General features: G+C 61.3%; 16 protein-coding genes and 2 pseudogenes. 11 read left to right on the forward strand and 7 right to left on the reverse strand.

The features are described from left to right. Window positions 1-49: 49 nt before the first annotated feature. Complete coding sequence (locus AC19YY_RS14740) at window positions 50-670, forward strand: hypothetical protein (protein ID WP_172313121.1); 621 nt, start codon at window positions 50-52, stop codon at window positions 668-670. An 18-nt stretch (window positions 671-688) separates the two neighbouring features. On the opposite strand, the gene AC19YY_RS14745 is transcribed toward AC19YY_RS14740, so the two are convergent. Genes AC19YY_RS14745 through AC19YY_RS14755 form a run of 3 tightly spaced genes read right to left on the reverse strand, consistent with a single transcriptional unit; the run spans window position 689 to window position 4,263 of the window. After that, window positions 689-1,921, reverse strand: a complete 1,233-nt coding sequence (locus AC19YY_RS14745; protein ID WP_170057771.1) for a CaiB/BaiF CoA transferase family protein — start codon at window positions 1,919-1,921, stop codon at window positions 689-691. A 24-nt stretch (window positions 1,922-1,945) separates the two neighbouring features. Next, complete coding sequence (locus AC19YY_RS14750; protein WP_500604424.1) at window positions 1,946-3,475, reverse strand: 3-hydroxyacyl-CoA dehydrogenase; 1,530 nt, start codon at window positions 3,473-3,475, stop codon at window positions 1,946-1,948. Between the two features lie 2 nt (window positions 3,476-3,477). Further along, window positions 3,478-4,263 carry an enoyl-CoA hydratase-related protein gene (locus AC19YY_RS14755; RefSeq protein ID WP_169953344.1) on the reverse strand — a complete coding sequence of 262 codons (786 nt, stop codon included), beginning with the start codon at window positions 4,261-4,263 and terminating at the stop codon, window positions 3,478-3,480. Between the two features lie 262 nt (window positions 4,264-4,525). Between AC19YY_RS14755 and AC19YY_RS14760 the strand changes: the two genes are divergently transcribed. The 4 genes from AC19YY_RS14760 (at window position 4,526) to AC19YY_RS14775 (ending at window position 8,885) form a co-directional block, all read left to right on the forward strand. Beyond that, on the forward strand, window positions 4,526-5,365 hold the full coding sequence (locus tag AC19YY_RS14760; protein ID WP_500604425.1) for an IclR family transcriptional regulator: 840 nt from the start codon (window positions 4,526-4,528) through the stop codon (window positions 5,363-5,365). A gap of 67 nt (window positions 5,366-5,432) precedes the next feature. Then, entirely contained in the window at window positions 5,433-6,587 is a 1,155-nt protein-coding gene (locus AC19YY_RS14765) for an acyl-CoA dehydrogenase family protein (protein WP_172313127.1), read from the forward strand. 83 nt (window positions 6,588-6,670) lie between these two features. After that, window positions 6,671-7,945 (forward strand): MFS transporter, encoded by a 1,275-nt coding sequence (locus tag AC19YY_RS14770; RefSeq protein WP_169953336.1) that lies wholly within the window; start codon window positions 6,671-6,673, stop codon window positions 7,943-7,945. A 187-nt stretch (window positions 7,946-8,132) separates the two neighbouring features. Further along, on the forward strand, window positions 8,133-8,885 hold the full coding sequence (locus AC19YY_RS14775; RefSeq protein ID WP_500604426.1) for an alpha/beta fold hydrolase: 753 nt from the start codon (window positions 8,133-8,135) through the stop codon (window positions 8,883-8,885). A 70-nt stretch (window positions 8,886-8,955) separates the two neighbouring features. Here the strand turns inward: AC19YY_RS14775 and AC19YY_RS14780 are convergent, their stop codons facing one another. Continuing rightward, the gene (locus tag AC19YY_RS14780; protein ID WP_169953331.1) at window positions 8,956-10,467 is read right to left on the reverse strand and encodes a nucleobase:cation symporter-2 family protein; all 1,512 of its coding nucleotides are present in this window, start codon (window positions 10,465-10,467) and stop codon (window positions 8,956-8,958) included. A 172-nt stretch (window positions 10,468-10,639) separates the two neighbouring features. Here AC19YY_RS14780 and AC19YY_RS14785 point away from each other — a divergent pair, with 172 nt between their 5' ends. Continuing rightward, window positions 10,640-11,590, forward strand: a complete 951-nt coding sequence (locus AC19YY_RS14785; protein WP_076961310.1) for a LysR family transcriptional regulator — start codon at window positions 10,640-10,642, stop codon at window positions 11,588-11,590. A 143-nt stretch (window positions 11,591-11,733) separates the two neighbouring features. Beyond that, a complete protein-coding gene (locus AC19YY_RS14790; RefSeq protein WP_170043402.1) occupies window positions 11,734-12,567 on the forward strand; it encodes a nucleoside-binding protein in 834 nt (277 codons plus the stop codon). Here AC19YY_RS14790 and punC read toward each other — a convergent pair. Further along, window positions 12,564-13,748, reverse strand: coding sequence for a purine nucleoside transporter PunC (punC, locus tag AC19YY_RS14795; RefSeq protein ID WP_170043401.1), 1,185 nt, complete (start codon window positions 13,746-13,748; stop codon window positions 12,564-12,566). The genes AC19YY_RS14790 and punC overlap by 4 nt on opposite strands. 122 nt (window positions 13,749-13,870) lie before the next feature. Here punC and punR point away from each other — a divergent pair, with 122 nt between their 5' ends. Both punR and AC19YY_RS14805 read left to right on the forward strand, forming a co-directional pair. Next, the gene (gene punR / locus AC19YY_RS14800; protein WP_169953328.1) at window positions 13,871-14,788 is read left to right on the forward strand and encodes a DNA-binding transcriptional activator PunR; all 918 of its coding nucleotides are present in this window, start codon (window positions 13,871-13,873) and stop codon (window positions 14,786-14,788) included. 93 nt (window positions 14,789-14,881) lie between these two features. Next, window positions 14,882-15,088, forward strand: a pseudogene (locus AC19YY_RS14805) (LysR substrate-binding domain-containing protein); the annotation flags it as partial. On the opposite strand, the gene AC19YY_RS14810 reads toward AC19YY_RS14805, so the two are convergent. Together AC19YY_RS14810 and fabV are read right to left on the reverse strand one after the other, a co-directional pair. Then, a complete protein-coding gene (locus tag AC19YY_RS14810) occupies window positions 15,085-15,708 on the reverse strand; it encodes an HAD family hydrolase (protein ID WP_169953326.1) in 624 nt (207 codons plus the stop codon). The pseudogene AC19YY_RS14805 and the gene AC19YY_RS14810 overlap by 4 nt on opposite strands. Window positions 15,709-15,917: 209 nt before the next feature. After that, window positions 15,918-17,111: an enoyl-ACP reductase FabV gene (gene fabV / locus AC19YY_RS14815; protein WP_169954153.1), complete on the reverse strand. Its 1,194-nt coding sequence runs from the start codon at window positions 17,109-17,111 to the stop codon at window positions 15,918-15,920. Window positions 17,112-17,439: 328 nt separating this feature from the next. Here fabV and ppnN point away from each other — a divergent pair, with 328 nt between their 5' ends. After that, window positions 17,440-18,813: a nucleotide 5'-monophosphate nucleosidase PpnN gene (ppnN, locus tag AC19YY_RS14820; RefSeq protein WP_169954154.1), complete on the forward strand. Its 1,374-nt coding sequence runs from the start codon at window positions 17,440-17,442 to the stop codon at window positions 18,811-18,813. Between the two features lie 108 nt (window positions 18,814-18,921). Further along, window positions 18,922-19,023 (forward strand): annotated as a pseudogene (locus AC19YY_RS14825) (AbrB/MazE/SpoVT family DNA-binding domain-containing protein); the annotation flags it as partial. Window positions 19,024-19,094 lie beyond the last annotated feature (71 nt).

Below are 19,094 nucleotides of genomic sequence, written 5' to 3' on the forward strand. Positions count from 1 at the left end.
CCAACATTAACCCACCAAGACCTACCCATTCGACAAGGAGTCGGACTACGTGAAAAAACTGCATGACCATCCCTTTTTCAAACCGCGCCACCCCATCACTCCCCTGACGCCGGAAACACCCAAGCTATCTTTAGGCACGCTGCTCTCACTGGCAGCCGTGGTGATCTCGATTGCCGCCGCGTCGATTTCCTTCTGGCAACTGGACCTGATGCGTGAGCACAACCGACTGTCCGTACGGCCCTACCTGATGATCACTCCGCATTTAACGGCACAAAAAAGCGGCCTGTACCTGTCCAATGAAGGGATTGGGCCGGGCATCATTACTGCGTTCAGCATTCGCGTTGGCGATGAACACTTCGATGGGCTGGGGGACAGTCGCTGGCCCGCCGTGCTGGAGAAGGCGCGCTTGAATCCTGAATGTTTCGCCAAAGGCTGGCCCACCAAAGGCTCAGCCGTAAGGCCGGGAAATGACATCGCGATTCTGGAGCCGACTAAAAGCACCCAGTTCGGCCCCTTGTGCCTGCTGCAAATGAGTCTGTTCCTACAAAGGAATGACGTATTTGTGCAGATGGACTACGAGTCACTCTACAAGGAGCCCTTCACCTTTTCTGCGCCCTTGAAAATGAATGAAGCCATGGATATGGGCGCGTTGAGCAAAATATTTCAGTAGCAACCCAACGCGCGCCCATCACGGCAACTGCTCAATAACCCCGTTACTCTTCAGTTGCCCCAACTGCTCACCAGACAACCCCAACCGCCCCGCCAACACCTCATCCGTATGCTGCCCCAGCATCGGCGCTGGTCGCACGTACTCCACTGGCGTGCCAGACATCTTGATCGGGCTGCCAACCATGGCGAAGTCGGGGTTTTGCGGATGGGGGATCTTCACCATCAAGCCACGGGCAATCACCTGCGGCTCTTCCAGGGATTGCGCGATGTTGTTGATCGCACCCACCGGCACTTTCGAGGCATGGATGCAGCTGACCCACTCATCTGCCGTGCGGCCAAGGAAGTGCGCCGACAGCAGCTCGACGATTTCGGCCCGATGGGCGACACGGTCGGCATTGCGCCGAAAACGCGGGTCGTCCGGCAGGTGTGGCAGACCGATGCTGTGGCACAAGGCGATAAATTGGCTGTCGTTGCCACAGGCGATGATGAAGTCGCGGTCGGCGGCGCGAAACACCTGGTACGGTACGATATTGGCGTGGGCATTGCCAAAGCGCTGGGGCACTTTGCCGGAGGCCAGGTAGTTCATGCTCTGGTTGGCCAGGGTTGCCACTTGCACATCCAGCAGGGCCATATCGATGTGCTGGCCGACGCCGGTGCGTTCGCGGCTGAGCAGCGCGGCCTGGATCGCCACGGTGGAATACAGCCCGGTCATCAGGTCAGAAAATGCCACGCCGACTTTTTGCGGGCCGCCGCCCGGCAAGTCGTCGCGCTCACCGGTAATACTCATCAGGCCGCCAATGCCCTGGATGATGAAGTCGTAGCCGGGCTCTTGCGCACGCGGGCCGGTCTGGCCGAAGCCGGTGATGGAGCAATACACCAGGCGCGGGTTGATCTGGGCCAGTGTCGCGTAGTCCAGGCCGTAGCGCGCCAGGGAACCGGCCTTGTAGTTTTCGATCAGCACATCGGAGCTGGCCGCCAGCGCCCGTACCAGTTCCTGGCCTTCGGTACTGGCCAGGTCGATGGCCACCGACAGCTTGCCGCGGTTGGTGGACTGGTAATACGACGCCTGCCCGGACGACTCGCCGGTGTCGGTCTTCATCCATGGCGGCCCCCAGCCCCGAGTGTCATCGCCGCTCTGCGGGCGCTCGATCTTGATCACTTCCGCGCCGAGGTCCGCCAACACCTGGCCACACCATGGGCCGGCCAATACCCGGCTCAAATCCAGTACACGCAAACCTGTTAATGCACCCATTGTTTTTATTCCTGAAAGTCTGTGTCAGCCGATTGCCGGCTCTGGATGGCGCAAGGAAATCCCCAGCAACGCACGGCGTCTCAGCCAGGGGCTGGGGCGGTAGCGTGGGTCGTGGGTGATCTCGCACAGGCGCTGCAAAATCGTCAAAATCCTGCGGGGCCCGAGGGCGTCGCCCCAAGCCAGCGGGCCGTGGGGGTAACCGAGGCCCAGGTGTACCGCCTGATCGATATCCTCGACGCTGGCGATGCGCTGCTGCGCAATGTCGCAGGCCAGGTTGACCACCATCGCCAAGGTACGCTGGGCCACAAAGCCAACACTGTCGCCAATCACCGTCACCCCCACGCCATCCCTGGCGAGCAAGGCGTGGGCAGCGTCGCGCATCGGCGCGGCGGTCAGCGGGTTTTGCATCAGGGTGCGATGGCGCGACAGGTCGGGCAGAAGGTCAACGCACAAGGTGCGCGCCGGATCGGTGTGGAACCACTCGCAGGTGGCGGTCGCGTCGCGGCCGTAAGGTGCCAGCAGGCACAACGCAGCGGGCGACGGCTGCGCGCCAGTTTCCAATTGCGCGCCGAGGTTGATCAGCAAGGTGCTGAGGCGTTCGTGATCTTCGGGGTTTTCCGTGGCGATCCACACCGGTGGCAGCGTGGTAACAGTCGGCACCGGCTGCGGCTGTGGGCCGTCGATCCTCTGGCCATTTTCGTAGCGGTAGAAACCCTGGCCGGTCTTGCGCCCCAGGCGCCCACCCACCAGCATCTGCCGGGTCAGGGCCGAGGGTTTGTAGCGCGGCTCCTGGTAGAACTGGTTGTAGATTGATTCCATGACCGGGTGGGAAACGTCCAGGCCGGTGAGGTCCAGCAGCTCCAGCGGCCCCATGCGAAAACCCGCACCGTCGCGCAGGATGCGGTCGATATCGCCCCCCTCGGCAATGCCTTCATCCAGCATCTTCAAGGCTTCGGTGCCGTAGGCACGGCCGGCGTGGTTGACGATAAAACCGGGAGTGTCCTTGGCCCGCACGCCACGATGGCCGGTGCGCGCGACAAATCCCAGCAAGGCCTCGCCGACGGCTGGCGCGGTGGCCAGGCCGTCGATGACTTCCACCACGCGCATCAGCGGCACCGGGTTGAAAAAGTGCAGGCCGGCGACTCGCCCAGGATGCTGGCAACCCGCGGCAATCGCCGTGACCGACAGCGATGAGGTGTTGCTGGCGAGGATGCACCCCGGCGTCACGATGGACTCCAACTGGTGCAGCAGGCCACGCTTGGCATCGAGGTTTTCGACAATGGCCTCAACCACCAGGTCGCAATCGTGCAGGGCGTCAAGGCTGGAGGCCACGTGCAGGTTGCACAACGCGCTGTCCATGGCCGCCTGGGTGAGCTTGCCCTTGCCGACCAGCTTGGCGAAGGTCGCGTCGAGGCTGTCGCGAGCCGCCTGCGCCGCGCCATCGCGGGCGTCGAACAAGCGCACGCGCACGCCGGCCTGGGCGGCAATCTGCGCGATGCCAGCGCCCATGACGCCAGTGCCCACCAGGCCCATGATGTTGATCGAATCGGCCATGGTTATTCCCCGAGGTAGTTGGGTGTGCGTTTCTCGAAGAACGCCGCGGCGCCCTCCTTCTGATCCGCAGAATCGAACAGCAATTGGAACGCCTTGCGCTCCAGTACCAGGGCGCTTTCCAGCGGCAGGTCGGCGCCCGCAAGCATCACTTCCTTGATCTGCTCCACCGCCAGCGGCGGCAGCGCGGCGATCTGCGCCGCCAGCTCCAGGGCTCGTGGCAAGGTCTGGTCGTCGGCCACCACCTCACTGAGCATGCCCATGGCCAGGGCTTCGGGGGCCTTGACCATGCAGCCAGTCAGGGCAATACGCATGGCCTGGAATTTTCCCACCGCACGCACCAGGCGTTGTGTGCCGCCGGCACCCGGCATCAGGCCGAGCTTGACCTCAGGTTGGGCAAAACGCGCCGATTCGCCGGCCACGATCATGTCGCAATGCATCGCCAACTCGCAGCCACCGCCCAGGGCAAAGCCGTTGACCGCAGCGATCACCGGTTTCGGGCAACGGCTGATGGCTTCCCACAGGTACTCGGTGTGCCGGCGATACATCTCGATAGGACTGGCGCTGGCGAACTCCTTGATGTCGGCGCCCGCCACAAAAAACTGCTCGCCACCGGTCAGCACAATGACGCGCACATCCCGGCGCCGGGCCAAGGCACGAAAGTGCCCGGCCAGTTCCTCCCGCACCTGGGCGTTAAGGGCGTTTTTGACGTCGGGGCGATGGATGCGCACCACGGCAACGCCATTGTCCTGGACGTCGAGGTAGACCACGGGTTGATCAGGATTAGCCACATGTACTCCTGCTGCAATGTTCTTGTTAGTGCGATCAACGTTAGTTTCGCTATGCGAAATAACATTCCGTATTTAGCCATGATCATAGGTATCGACCCGGCGGGTGTAAATGCAAAAACCGCAACGCCCAATGAAATCTCGGTTAACTCATTGTTTATTGAAGGTTAATTAGGAACGCACGGAGAAAACCAATCAGTTGCTTAGTTTCGCACTGCGGAATACAATTTTGTTTTGTTGATTTTATAAAAAAAGAGGGACTACCATGCGCCGCACACCAGAGGCACCTGCAGGCAGCAACGGGTTCGAACATCTGCGGGTGGATCCGATGAATAGCGAGGAGGAGGAAGACAAGGACCGCCAGTTCATCACGGCCCTGGCCCGTGGCCTGGAACTGCTGCGCTGCTTTACCCCCAGCGAAAGCGTGTTGGGTAACCAGGAACTGGCGCGCAAGACCGGCCTGCCCAAGCCGACGATTACCCGCATGACGCACACCCTGACCCGCTTGGGTTACCTCAAGCACCTGCCGCAGTCGGGCCGGTACCAGTTGGATGTGGGGGTGATGGCGTTTGGTTACGCGATGCTTTCCAACCTGTCGGTGCGGGCCGTGGCCCACCCGCTGATGGAAACCATGGCCAAGTACGCCCAGGCCGCCGTCGCAATGGCCACCCGGGACCGCCTGGACATGGTGTACCTGGACGTGGTCCAGGGCGAAGCGAACATGACCATGCGCCGCCAGGTCGGTACGCGCCTGCCGCTGCACTTGAGTTCGGCAGGCCGCGCTTGCCTGGCGGCGATGCCGGAAAACGAGCGTGAGTTCATGCTCGACCATATCCGCCAGCGCCATCTGGAGGATTGGCCGACGATTCGCAAAGGGCTGGAGCGCGCGTTAAGGGACTACACCGACTTCGGCTATTGCATGTCGATCGGGGAATGGCACCGCGATGTCAACGCCATCGCCGTGCCCATGCTGCACGCACAACATGGGCTGTTGACGTTCAACTGTGGCGGGCCGAGTTTCCACCTTTCCCGGGAAAAACTCGAAGACGACATCGGGCCGCGTCTCAAGCACATGGTCAACAACATCGAGGCCGCCGCCCGCTAGACAGATCGGTGCACGGCCTCGGCAGATCAAACAACAGGCCCGCCGAACGGGCCGCCGAGGAATGCACATGATCCGAGACCCGCAAACGCTGCATCTGCTGCTGGATTCCATTCGCCAGTTCGTCAATGAAGCGCTGATCCCACGGGAAAACGAAATCGCCGAGACCGATGAGATCCCGGCGGACATTGTCCAGCAATTCCAGGACATGGGCCTGTTCGGCCTGACCCTGCCCGAAGCCTATGGCGGCCTGGGCGTGACCATGGAAGAAGAAGTCTGCATCGCCTTCGAGCTGGGGCGCACCTCGCCGGCATTCCGTTCCTACTTCGGCACCAATAATGGCATCGGCTCCATCGGCATTCTGCTGGACGGCACCGAGGCGCAGAAACAGCACTACCTGCCCAAGCTGGCCAGTGGCGAGTTGCTCAGTTCGTTCTGCCTGACCGAACCGGACGCAGGCTCCGACGCCGCCTCGCTGAAGACCACCGCCGTGCGCGATGGCGAGCATTACCTGATCAATGGCACCAAGCGCTTTATCACCAATGCGCCCCATGCCGGGATTTTCACGGTGATGGCCCGCACCAACCCGGATACCAAGGGCTCGGGCGGGATCAGCGCGTTTATCGTCGAGCGCAATACGCCGGGGGTGTCCCTGGGCAAGCGCGACCACAAGATGGGCCAGAAAGGCGCCCATACCAGCGACGTGATTTTCGACAATGTGCGGGTCCCCGTCGGGCAACTGATCGGCGGCGTCGAAGGCGTGGGGTTCAAGACCGCGATGAAGGTGCTCGACAAGGGCCGCCTGCATATCGCAGCGGTCAGCGTCGGCGCCGCCGAGCGCATGCTCGACGATGCCCTGCACTACGCCATCGACCGCAAGCAATTCGGCCAGCCGATTGCCGAGTTCCAGTTGATCCAGGCGATGCTCGCCGACAGCAAGGCTGAAATCTACGCGGCCCGCTGCATGGTGCTGGACGCGGCGCGCAAGCGTGACGACGGCCTGAACATCGGCACCGAAGCCTCCTGCGCGAAGATGTTCGCCACCGAAATGTGCGGCCGGGTGGCAGACCGCTGTGTGCAGATCCATGGTGGCGCAGGTTATGTGAGCGAGTATGCGATCGAACGGTTCTATCGCGATGTACGGCTGTTCCGGCTGTATGAGGGTACGACCCAGATCCAGCAGTTGGTGATTGCACGCAACATGATTCGCGAGGCCCAGCACTAACCCCGCCTCTACGGTGGGAGCCGGCAAGCCGGCTCCTACAAACCCCCATAAACCGTGCCCTACAACTACAACAAGGTATCGCTATGGAAGTCGCCGCATCGGCGGGTGCGTTGTCGCCCGCAAAAAACAACCTGTGGATCATTGTTTTCATTTTCTGCTTCCTCGGCCTCTTGATCGATGGCGCAGATTTGATGCTGCTGTCCTACAGTCTCAGCAGCCTGAAAGCCGAGTTCGGCCTGACCAGTGTCGAGGCCGGCAGCCTGGGCAGTTTCACCCTGGCCGGGATGGCGGTCGGCGGGATTTACGGCGGCTGGGCCTGTGACCGCTTTGGCCGGGTCAAGACCGTGGTGTGGAGCATCGTGCTGTTCTCGGTGGGCACCGCGATCCTTGGCCTGACCCACAGCTACTGGCAGTTTGCGGCCACCCGTTTCTTCGCCTCCCTTGGCCTGGGCGCGCTGTATGTCGCCTGCAACACCCTGATGGCCGAATACGTGCCGACCCGCTACCGCACCACCGTGCTTGGCACCTTGCAGGCCGGCTGGTCGGTGGGCTATATCGTCGCGACCTTGTTGGCCGGCTGGATCCTGCCGGACCACGGCTGGCGCTGGCTATTCTACGTGGCGATCATCCCGGTGATCCTCGCCGTGCTGATGCAACGCCTGGTGCCGGAGCCCCAGGCCTGGCTCAACGCCCAGGCCGAACGCGCGCGGGAAAAAGCCGAAGGCACCCAGCGCGTCGCGGCGAAAAAGCCCGATGGCATGTTCAAGCTGATTTTCAGTGATCCCAAGGCCAGCCGCATGTTCCTGCTCTGGGCGCTGACCGCAGGCTTCCTGCAGTTTGGCTACTACGGGGTCAACAACTGGATGCCCTCCTACCTCGAAGGCGAGTTGGGGATGAACTTCAAGTCAATGACCAGCTACATGGTCGGCACCTACGCGGCAATGATTTTCGGCAAGATCCTCGCCGGCCTCGCGGCCGATCGCCTGGGGCGGCGCGTGGTGTTTGCCTTCGGGGCATTGGGGACGGCGGTGTTCCTGCCGGTGATCGTGCTGTACCAGAGCCCGGAGAATATCCTTTGGCTGCTGATTGTCTTCGGCTTCCTGTATGGCATTCCCTACGGCGTGAACGCGACCTACATGACCGAGAGTTTCGAGGCGAAATTCCGCGGCTCAGCCGTGGGCGGCGCCTACAACATCGGGAGGATCGGCGCGGCGGTCGCGCCGGCAGCCATTGGCTTCCTGGCGTCCCACGGCTCGATTGGCGTGGGCTTTTTGGTGATGGGCGCGGCGTACTTCATCTGCGGGGTGATCCCGGCGCTGTTCATCCGCGACAAGCAGTTTGACCCGCAAAAACAATAACCCCGCTGTCGGCGCCGGATTGCCGGCGATAGCGGCGCCTCAGGCCAATACGCTATCGCCGGCAAGCCGGTTTCTTCGCTGGGCACTCACACCAATCCCCCTGGAAAACCTAGCCGTTTTGCCAGTTACTTAAACGTTTTGTTCAAACTATCGTGTACCCCACCAATTTTTGATGGCAGGGCCGGAAATGGAATTCATCGAACAGATCCGCCAGGGCTACGCCGCCTTTCGCGGTTACCAGACCTGGTACCGCGTGACCGGCAATCTCGACAGCGGCAAGACCCCACTGGTCGTCCTCCACGGCGGCCCCGGTGGCACCCATGACTACCTGGACGCCTTCAAGGACGTGGCCGCCAGTGGGCATGCGGTGATTCACTACGACCAACTGGGCAATGGCCACTCCACCCACCTGCCCCACCAGCCCGCCGGTTTCTGGACGGTTGAGCTGTTTCTCGAAGAGCTGGACAACCTGCTCGACCATCTGCGCATCAGCGACCATTACGCAATCCTTGGGCATGCCTGGGGCGGCAGGCTCGGCAGTGAACATGCGCTTCGCCAACCCCGGGGCTTGCGCGCCTTGATCGCCGCCAACCTGGCGGCCGGCTTCGATGACCAACCCTTGTGCCGGATCAACCCGTGGCCCGAAGAAGTGGCACGTACCTTCGCCCAGATGGCGGCCGATCCTACGGTTTACAACGTCCTGCACGGCCCGATCAGCATTGGCCGGCTGACGCAGATCCAAGTGCCAACCCTGATAATTTCCGGGCGGCATGACCAGGCCACACCGCTGGAATTCAAGGCATTCCTCGATGAAATCGCCGATGTACGCGCAGCGCTGTTTGAAGACTCCAGCCATATGCCCCATGTGGAGGAGCGCCAGCCGTGCATGGGCACGGTGGTGAAGTTTTTGGATGAGGTGTGCTCACCAACGGTCTTCTAAACACCACCAATCAAATGTCGGAGCGATCCGACAAGCCCGCTCCCACATTCAGATTTTTGCGGTGTTTTGGCTACACCTCGCTGGTTTCAGCCCGCCCCGCCACCGTCGCTTTCTGCAGTGATGCATCCACCAGCGGGATCTCCTTGCCCTCGGCATCAAACAATTTGCCCTTGCTGAAATAATCCCCGTCGCGCAGCGCCGCCACATCCTGGAAGCACAGGCTGCGCTCGGTGCCGGCGACGAACACCGACTGCTGGTCCGAGTTGCCGGCAGTGAAGTGGTTGAACGCCAGGTTCAGCAGGATAGCCATGATCGCCGAGGAACTGATCCCCGAGTGGAAGATGGTCGCGAACCAGCTGGGGAACTGATCGTAGAAGCTCGGCGCGGCGATGGGGATCATGCCGAAACCGATGGAGGTGGCGACGATGATCAGGTTCATGTTGTTACGGTAATCAACCTTGGACAGCGTGCGTATACCACTGGCCGCCACGGTGCCAAACAACACGATCCCGGCGCCGCCCAGCACCGAGGTCGGTACTGCGGCAATCACCCGGCCCATGAAGGGCAGCAGGCCAAGGATCACCAGGAACAGGCCGCCCGTGGCCACCACATAACGACTCTTGACCCCGGTCACCGCCACCAGGCCGACGTTCTGGGCGAAGGCGCTTTGGGTGAACGAACCGAAGATCGGCGCGAACATGCTCGACAGCATGTCGGCACGCAGGCCGTTGCCCAGGCGCTTGGAGTCAACCTTGGTGTCGATGATCTCGCCCACCGCCAGAATGTCCGCCGAGGTTTCCACCAGGGTCACCATGACCACGATGCACATGGACAGGATCGCCGCCACATGGAAGGTCGGCATGCCGAAATGGAACGGCGTAGGGAAGCCGATCATCGGGCCCTGGGTCACGGTAGAGAAGTCCGCCATGCCCAAAAACACCGCGATCAATGTGCCAAACACCATCGCCAGCAGGATCGACAGGCGCGAGATGGTGGCGCTGCCCACTTTGCTCAGCAACAGCACCAGCACCAGGGTGATGGCCGCCAGGCCGATGTTCGGCATGCTGCCAAAATCAGCGGCACGGCTGTTACCGCCCATGGCCCAGCGGGCGGCGACCGGCATCAGCGTCAGGCCGATGGTGGTAATCACGATCCCGGTCACCAGCGGCGGGAAGAACTTGGTAATTCGCGAGAATATCGGGGTAATCAGCAGCCCGATCAGCGACGCGGCCATCACCGCCCCCAGGATCGCCGGCACACCGCCTGCGCCATCGCTGCCGACAATCGCCACCATGGTCGCCACACCGGCAAACGACACCCCTTGCACCAAGGGCAACTGACAGCCAAAAAACGGCAGGCCCAGGGTTTGCAACAGCGTGGCCAGGCCACCGGCAAACAACGACGCGGCGATCAACAGGCCAATATCGGCGGGGGATAGCCCGGCCGCCTGGCCGACAATCAACGGCACGGCCACGATACCGCCGTACATGGTCAGTACATGCTGCAGGCCGTAAGCCATGTTGGCAGCGACGCCAAGATTCTCATCTTCTGGCCGTTGCGGTGACGCCTTCGGGATAGTCATGGTGAGGGGATCTCTGTTTTTGTTGTGCGCTCACTGTATGCAATAGAAAGATTGGATGTCCATAGAGTTGTATACAATCATTTCCACAAGATACCCGGCATCGACGTTACAAAAATCCATTCAGCCGCCCTGCCCCAAGGCTTGAAGCCGTGCCCACAAGGATCTGAAAAAAATGCTCAACCGCACGCTGCGTATCCACTCTGCGGCCATTTGCTACTTCGATATGGTCCGCCGCTGCCATTCGATCCGCGAAGCTGCGCGCCGGCTGAACGTGGCGTCGTCGGCGGTGAACCGGCAGATTCTCAAACTTGAAGACGAAGTCGGCGCGGCCTTGTTCGAGCGCTTGCCCGGTGGGTTGCGCCTGACCGCTGCGGGGGAAATCCTGACCCGCCATGTCACCCTGGTGTTGCAGGATGTGGAACGGGTGCGCGGCGAACTCGAAGGCCTGAACCAGGTGCAGACCGGGCATGTGGAAATCGCCACGGTGGAAGGCGCGACAGTGGAGTTGCTGCCAGCCGTGCTCAAGCGCATGCGCCAGCGCTACCCGGCGGTGACCATCGGGGTGACCGTGCAGGGTTCACAATCGATTCCGGCGGCGGTGATCAACGGCCAGGCAGACCTGGGGCTGGCCTTTGCCCTGCCACGCAGTGCGGAAACCACACAGTTGTGTGTCGGGCATTTCCGCCTGGGTGCGTTGGTGGCACCGGGACATCCACTGGCCTCACACGCCAGCGTCAGCTACACCCTGTGCGCTGAACACGGGGTGATCCAGGCCAACAGCGAGCTGTCGATCCATCACCTGATTGCCCCGCTGCACAAACGTTCGCCGGCTGCGCACAAGCCGTTGCTGCAAAGCAACTCCATGGAACTGGCGCGGCAGTTGGCGCGCCAGCAATTGGGGGTGGCGTTCCAGACGCGGATCGGGATCGAGGCCGATTTGGCCAGGGGTGAGTTGCTGCACATCCCCTTGAGCGACCAGGGTGGGATGTTCAGCGACCTGGGGCTGTATGCGCGCAAAGGTCGGGATTTGCCTACGGCGGTGGAGTCGATGGCCCACCTGATCAGCGAGGAAATCGCTTTGCGCGAACGCGAAGAATCACCCTGTACACCGCGTATTTCCTGACCTTCAGGCCAGCTTCAGTGCTGCCGATTCGGCAGCAGCCCAGTCGATATTCTGTTCTTTGAGCAGCACGGCGGTTGTGTCGATACTGCGCCCGGCGGCCCCTGCACGGCTGCCATGAGCCAAACGCCAAAGGAACTAAAACAATGAAAAAGGCACTGCACGGCGCAACCGTATTACTCACGCTCCTCGGCGGCGGGGAGGCTGTCGCGGTGGAATGGATGAACAACAGCGTAGGATTTCGCTACGGGCAACAGTTCACCAATCCGAACAACCCTGACGATTTCAGCAAGCGCATCTACAGCTTCACCCACGCCAGCGGCTACCAGTACGGCAGCAACTTCCTACATCTCGATGTATTCCTGTCCGACAGCCGCGATCCGCGCAAGGGCACCGATCACGGTGGCAGCGAGGTGTATGCGGTCTACCGGCACCAGTTGTATGCATCACGGGTATTCGACATGCCGCAGGGCACCGGGCTGATCAAGGATTACGCGCTGACCCTGGGGTTCGACGCCAACCGCAACAACAACCTGGCGTCGGCGAAAAAACGCGCCCTGGTGATCGGGCCGACCCTGAAGTTCAATACGGTCGGGGTGCTGGACCTGAGCCTGATGTACTACAAGGAAAACAACCATTCCGGCATACCAGGCGCGAAAGATCCGAACCACACCTTCGACGACACCTACATGCTCAACCTGACCTGGATGCGCCCGTTCGAGCTCGGCAACCATGGCGCGAAGTTCCAGGGGTTTATCAACCATGTCGGCGACAAGGGCCACGACTACAACAGTCGCGACACCGCCGCAGAAACCCTGATGCGCACGGCACTGATGGTCGCCGTCCGGCCGGGCAAAAGCGTCAAGCCCAACCTGTACCTGGGCGTGGGCTACGAATACTGGCATAACAAGTTTGGCGTGGACGGCGGCCGTGGCAGCCGCACCTCAACGCCAACCCTGAATATGGAAGTGACGTTTTAAGCTGCCGCCAACTGCGACTCGTCCGACTTGGGCCGCGCCAGCCAGTAACCCAACACCGCCAGCGGCGCGGTCGCCAGCATCACGATCACCGTGACCAGCAATGGCTGCTCCAGCAACGACGACACCAGCAGGCTGGCGACAAAGCACAAGCCCAGTTGCAGGGTGTTTTGCAGTGCCGCAGCCTTGCCGGAGTTTTCCGAAAACGGCATCAGCGCATTCGCCACTACAATCGGGTAGCTGGCGCCGTTGACCAGGGCCATCAAGCAGAACGGAATCAGCAAGGTGGTCAGCGTCGGCACCGTCAAGGTCGCTACCAAATACAGCGCCACCATGCTCACGCAATACGCCACCAGCAACCAGGGCAACAAGAGTTTGCCCTGGAACCGTTGCAAGGCGCTGCGGCAACTGTAGCCACCCACCAGAAACGCCAGGGTCGGCAGCACATAGCTCAGGCCGATGTCATTGGGGCTGTAGCCCATGCCACCGAGAATAAACGGCGAGGCCGTGAGCCAGGCGAAGAAGCTGGCGGAGCACGCGGCGAAGATCAGCACATTGCCGATGAACACCCGCGACTTGAACAGTTGCCCGTAGCTCAGCCGGGCTTTTTCGCCGTCGGCGGCCAGGCGTTTGGGCATGGATTTGAGAAACAGGGTCGGTAATAGCAGCAACAGCGAAATACCCAGCAACACGGCGAAGATCGCCTGCCAGCCCCAGTGATTCAATACCACCGCGCCCAACAGCGGCGCCAGCGCCGGTGACAGGGACATCAGCGGCATGATGCTGGCAAACACCCGGTGCGCCTTGTCAGCCGGGTACCGGTCAATCACCAGCGCCTGCCAACTGACTGCGGCGCTGCACACCCCAATCGACTGTACAAAACGCAAGGCCAGCAGTTGCGGCGCGGTCTCGACCCAGAACATCCCCAGGCAGCCGAGCACGAACAGACTCAGGCCGGCCAACAGGATCGGCTTGCGCCCCAGGCGATCAGACAGCGGGCCCCAGAGCAGTTGCCCCACGGCAAAACCGGCGAGGAAGATGCTCAAACTGGCCCCCACCGCACCGGGGGAAATCTGCAAGTGTTCGCCCATGGCACCGAACGCGGGCAAGTACATATCCATGGCCAGATAGCCGAGCATGCTCAGCCCCGCCAGGTACCAGGTGAAACCAAAAGAGTTTTTCATTGAAGCCTTGTTAGTCCTGCCATCAAACAATTTGCTGACTGGCGCCTATTATGAGGCTGACAGTTGCGCTGTGAAGCGATAATAATTGAACACTCTTATCAATATTTTTGAAGGCAATGCCCATGTGGTCCGAATACTCCCTGGACGTGGTGGATGCCGTGGCCCGTCACGGCAGCTTTAGCGCCGCCGCCCAGGAACTGCACCGCGTACCCTCGGCCATCAGCTACACCGTACGGCAAATCGAGGAGTGGTTGGCGGTGCCGTTGTTTATCCGTCGCCACCGGGATGTGGAACTGACCCCCGCCGGCCGCCTGTTTATCGACGAGGCCCGTGGCGTGATGAAAACCATGCTGGGCACCCGCCGACTGTGCCAGCAAGTGGCCAATGGCTGGAGCGGCCAGCTGAAAGTGGCGGTGGATTCCATCGTCAAACAGCAACGCTGCCGGCAACTGGTGCTGGATTTCTATCGCCAGTTCCCGGAAGTGGAACTGCTGCTGGAGTACGAGGTGTACAACGGTGTGTGGGATGCCCTGGCAGACGAGCGCACCGATATTGTGATCGGCGCCACCAGCGCGGTGCCGGTGGCCAGCCACTTCACGTTTCGCGACATGGGCTTGTTGAACTGGCTGTGCGTGGTCAGCGCCCGGCATCCGCTGGCACAGGTCGAGGGTTTGCTCAGCGACGATCAATTGCGGCCCTTTGCGTCGCTGTGCATGACCGACACCTCACGCAACCTGCCCAAGCGCGACACCTGGACCCTGGATAACCAGCGACGCCTGGTGGTCCCCAACTGGGCCTCAGCCATGGATTGCCTGCAGGACGGGCTGTGCGTGGGCATGGTCCCGGCGCACCTGGTGCAGCCATTGATCGACAGCGGCGAACTGGCCGCCCTGGAACTGTCCCGGCCCTTCCCGGCCAGCCCGTCCTGCGTGGCCTGGGCCCAGGACAAACTGTCACCGGCCATGGCCTGGCTCCTGGACTACCTGGGAGATAGCCAGACCATGAACCAGGAGTGGCTCAACGGGCCCGTTTCACAGTAACCGAGCGATGCCCCGCACAATCATGGGCGGCCTGGGGTGAAGAGCTTGGCCACGCAGGCGCACCGATAGCCCGTCGCTGGCGGCCATGGTGCCCAGCGTGCGGCCGTCGAAGGCATGGGCATCGTGATGCTGCCCGACGCGCTGGTTGGCGCCGACCTGCAGGCCGGCCGGCTGGTGGCGCTACTGCCAGGCTATCAGTCACCCTCGCGCTCGATGCACCTCTTATATGCACAGGATCGCTATCGCCTGCCCAAGCTGCGGGCCTTCGTCGACTTCGCGATCGAACAATGGGCGCGCTAGAAACTCACTCCCAGGGCCTGTAGCTCACGACGGGTCTGCGCGGGTGATACGTGATGAATACCGTGCCAGCCCAGGGCGCTGGCGGCATGGGCGTTTTCGGCCACATCGTCGATAAACACCAGCTCCTCGGGCTGGATATCCGGCAGATGGGCGCACACCTGGTCGAGGCTGGCATGGTAGATCGCCGGGTCAGGCTTGATTAGCTTTACCTCGCCGGACACCACGATATTGCGAAAGTGTTTCAGGAAGGGATAGTTGGCGCGGGCGTAGGGGAAGGTTTCTGCGGACCAGTTGGTCAGGCCGAACAGCGGCACTTTGGCCTCATGCAAGTCTTCGAGAATCGCCACGCCGTCGGCGAGCGAGCCGCGCAGCATTTCATGCCAGCGGTCGTAGTAGGCCCGGATCAGCGCCTCATGTTGCGGGTGTTTGGCAATCAGGCTGTGGGTGCCTTCAGCCAGGGTGCGTCCAGCGTCCTGTTCGGTATTCCAGGCCTGGGTGCAGATGTTCTCGAGGAACCATTGGCGCTCCTCGTCACCGGTAATCAGTTTGCGGTACAGATGCTGCGGGCTCCAATCGAACAGGACACCGCCAAAGTCAAAAACTACTGCACGAATCGTCATGAAGATCCTCCGTTAGCCGAGTGTGATAACGGACGCAGTCTGGCACACCGAGGTCAAGAAGGGGCAAGCAAGGAAAGGTAGGACGGTTCCTAAATGTGAGCTTTTGTAGGAGCCGGCTTGCCGGCGAAAAACCCGAGAACGCCACGGGGCGCCAAGCACCTCGCGTAATCGTTGACGATTTTCGCCGGCAAGCCGGCTCCTACAAGGGGTTAAGCCTGGACCAGACCTTCGATCTTCACGGTCGGATTGACGTCAGCGTCGTAATCCACGCCATCAATCTCGAAACCGAACAGGCGCAGGAACTCTGCCTTGTAGCCGGCAAAATCGCTGATCTCGTTGACGTTGTCATCGGTCACCTGGTTCCACAGCGCCGCCACGGCGTCCTGGACTTTCGGTTCCAGCTCAGCCAGGTCAGCACGCAGGCGGCCATCGGCATCAAGCTTCGGCTCGCTGCCGTACAGGCTGTCCTTGAACAGGCCGTAGACCTGCTCGATGCAGCCTTCGTGGGTGCCCTGCTCTTTCATCACCTTGAACAGCAGCGACAGGTACAGCGGCATGATCGGGATCGCCGAGCTGGCCTGGGTAACCACGGCCTTGAGCACCGAGACACGGGCATCGCCCTTGAGTGCGGCGAGGTTGTCGCGCAGGGTCAGGACTTTCTTGTCGAGGTCTTTCTTGGCCTCGCCGATGGAGCCGTTCCAATAGATATCCTGGGTGAGCTTTTCGCCCAGGTAGGTGAACGCGGTGGTCTTGGCGCCTTCGGCCAGCACGTCGGCGTCACGCAGGGCGTCGATCCACAGCTGCCAGTCTTCGCCGCCCATCACTTTGACGGTGCCGTCGATTTCTTCCTGGGTCGCCGGCTCCAGCGTGGTGTCGACCACAACGCCCTTGTCGGTGTTGATCCCGCGCAGGGTCACGGCCTTGCCGATCGGCTTGAGGGTGGAGTTGTGCACCACGCCCTGCGGGTCGGTACGGCGTGGCGCGGCCAGGCTGTAGACCACCAGGTCGATCTTGCCCAGGTCTTTCTTGATGGTTTCGATGGTCAGGCGCTTGATCTCGTCAGAGAACGCATCGCCATTGATGCTCTTGGCGTACAGGCCTTTTTGTGCGGCAAACTTGTGGAAAGCGGCGCTGTTGTACCAGCCGGCAGAGCTGAGCTTGCCTTCCTCGCCTTCTTTTTCAAAAAACACACCAAGGGTGTCGGCGCCACAACCAAAAGCGGCACTGATACGCGCAGCCAGGCCGTAACCGGTGGACGCACCGAGCACCAGGACTTTCTTCGGGCCGCCTTCGATGGCACCGTGCTGGGTCACGTAGTCGATCTGCTCTTTGACGTTCGCTTCGCAGCCAACAGGGTGGGCGGTCACACAGATAAAGCCACGAACCCGCGGTTTGATGATCATAAAATTTCTGCCTCTTCCAAGGTGCCGATGGCCAATGGTGGCCATTACGGCGTCAATCGTACTGGTCTATGACGTCCGAAAAACCGAAGCGTCACGATAGTCGCAATTCTTCTGTTCGCAAAATCCAATCCACACTGGCCAAAGGCACTATATTTTTCCGACAAGGGCGTGAATTCAGCAAATTCTGCGGCATGATGAGGCAGAGCGGAGTTTGCGTCCTGCCTGTAGGGCAGGGAAAATGCCCGTCCTGTGCGACCGTATTCGGCGCTCGTCATCCTCATGCCACTGGCTGTTCAGCGCCCGGTGGCTGCGCTTTCAGGGAATAAGAATGCCTCAACGCCAAGTCATCAATGCCTCCGTCAGCCCCAAGGGCAGTCTCGAAACGCTGTCGCAACGTGAAGTCCAGCAACTGAGCGAAGCCGGTTCCGGCAGCATCTATACGCTGTTTCGCCAGTGCGCCCTGGCAATTCTCAACACCGGCGCCCATATCGACAATGCCAAGACCATCCTCGACGCCTACAAGGACTTTGAAGTACGCATCCATCAACAGGATCGCGGCGTGCGCCTGGAACTGTTGAACGCGCCCGCCGACGCGTTCGTGGATGGCGAAATGATCGCCAGCACCCGGGAAATGCTGTTCAGCGCCCTGCGCGACATTGTCTACACCGAAAACGAGCTCGATAGCCAACGCATCGACCTGAGCACCTCCCAGGGCATCACCGACTACGTGTTCCACCTGTTGCGCAACGCGCGTACGCTGCGCCCCGGTGTCGAGCCGAAGATCGTGGTGTGCTGGGGCGGGCACTCGATCAATACCGAAGAATACAAATACACCAAGAAAGTCGGGCACGAACTGGGCCTGCGCAGCCTCGATGTGTGCACCGGTTGCGGCCCTGGCGTGATGAAAGGCCCTATGAAGGGCGCGACTATTTCCCACGCCAAGCAACGCATCACCGGCGGGCGCTACCTGGGCCTCACCGAGCCTGGCATCATCGCCGCCGAAGCGCCGAACCCGATCGTCAACGAACTGGTGATCCTGCCGGATATCGAAAAACGCCTGGAAGCCTTTGTGCGTGTCGGCCACGGCATCATTATCTTCCCGGGCGGTGCCGGTACGGCCGAAGAATTCCTGTACCTGCTGGGCATCCTCATGCACCCGGACAACCGTGACGTGCCCTTCCCGGTCATCCTCACCGGGCCAAAACAGGCAGCGCCGTACCTGCAACAGTTGCATGCGTTTGTCGGCGCGACCCTGGGTGAGGCGGCCCAGGCCCACTACCAGATCATCATTGATGACCCCGCCGAAGTCGCCCGGCAGATGACCGCGGGCCTCAAGTCCGTCAAACAGTTCCGCCGCGAGCGCAACGATGCCTTCCACTTCAACTGGCTGCTGAAGATCGACGAAGGCTTCCAGCGCCCGTTCGACCCGACCCACGCCAACATGGCCAGCCTGCAACTGAGCCATGCCCTGCCGCCCCATGAACTGGCGGCCAACCTGCGTCGGGCGTTCTCGGGGATTGTGGCGGGTAACGTCAAGGACAAGGGTATCCGCCTGATCGAACAGAACGGCCCGTACGAGATCCACGGCGACCCGAGCATCATGAAGCCGCTGGATGAGCTGTTGAAGGCGTTTGTGGAGCAACACCGGATGAAACTGCCCGGTGGCGCGGCGTATGTGCCGTGCTATCGCGTGGTGCAGTAAGGCACATCGCCAGATCATAGGTTGGATTGCTTTAGGGCTGTCTGATGGGTGTCGAGGGTATGAAGGCGGACTAGGGTTTTACCTATTCAGACCAGCGACACCTACCATAGCGTCCAGGACCTCAAGGGCCTGATTCGCAAACCCGCCACGGCCGTCAGCATTGAACAGGTGAGCCAGGCAGTCGCCGCGCAGGGAGCAAAAGCGCGATGATTGGCCAAGATACCTTGGCGTTGCTGCAACGGACCTGCTTTGGTAAAACCTGTGTTCCACCGCCCTTATTA

The sequence above is a fragment of the Pseudomonas sp. MF09156 genome (assembly GCF_059862305.1).